The organism is Alteromonas lipotrueae (genome assembly GCF_019249215.1).
In the GTDB taxonomy this organism is placed as follows: domain Bacteria; phylum Pseudomonadota; class Gammaproteobacteria; order Enterobacterales; family Alteromonadaceae; genus Alteromonas; species Alteromonas lipotrueae.
In genome coordinates, this window is record NZ_JAESDI010000043.1 from 1 (window position 1) to 535 (window position 535).

Annotated in this window: 1 protein-coding gene; it reads left to right on the plus strand. The window is 43.7% G+C overall.

What is annotated here, in order from left to right; genetic code table 11:
• Nucleotides 1-96 precede the first annotated feature (96 nt).
• Nucleotides 97-420: a hypothetical protein gene (locus JKP82_RS20695; protein WP_218398585.1), complete on the plus strand. Its 324-nt coding sequence runs from the start codon at nucleotides 97-99 to the stop codon at nucleotides 418-420.
• The last annotated feature ends 115 nt before the right edge of the window (nucleotides 421-535 follow it).

A 535-nucleotide genomic window follows, 5' to 3' on the forward strand; every position in this document is an offset into this window, starting at 1 on the left:
CGGTCGCTGGGACGCCTATACGCGGGGCGGCTTCGCCATTATGCCCCACGTATCTGCGCCCCTTAGCTTAAAGTTAGCCACTAAAAAGGATTTTCCATGGGTACAGGTTTTCTAATTCTTTTAATATCCTGCTTAAGCGGCTTTATATATTTAATCATTGGCTATCTGCTTACCTTTAAGCAAAAAGCGGATGTACTTAACGGTATCGACTTTTCTAAAATTGCCGACCTACCTGCTTTCTGCAAATACGTAGGCAATAGCTTTTTATTATCTGGTGTAGTACAAATCTTAGTTGGGCTGTTGGCTTACTTTGCTTATTTTAACCTTTTGCTGTTCGTAGCTATTTATGTTTTCTTCTCGACATTGCCCATTGTTAATGTCGTCAGAGCTATGCGCAAATTTCAAAAAAGTACTTCGTAAGTAAAACGCGGCTAACAAGCCAATCAACACACTCACTGCGTTCGCTGGGACGCATACACGCGGGGCGGCTGCGCCATTATGCCCCACATGTCTGCGCCCGTTATTGGAAAGTTAT

Bases quoted from the DNA above. Each gene is read 5' to 3' on its own strand.
- JKP82_RS20695 (WP_218398585.1), top strand. From the start codon at position 97: ATGGGTACAGGTTTTCTAATTCTTTTAATATCCTGCTTAAGCGGCTTT.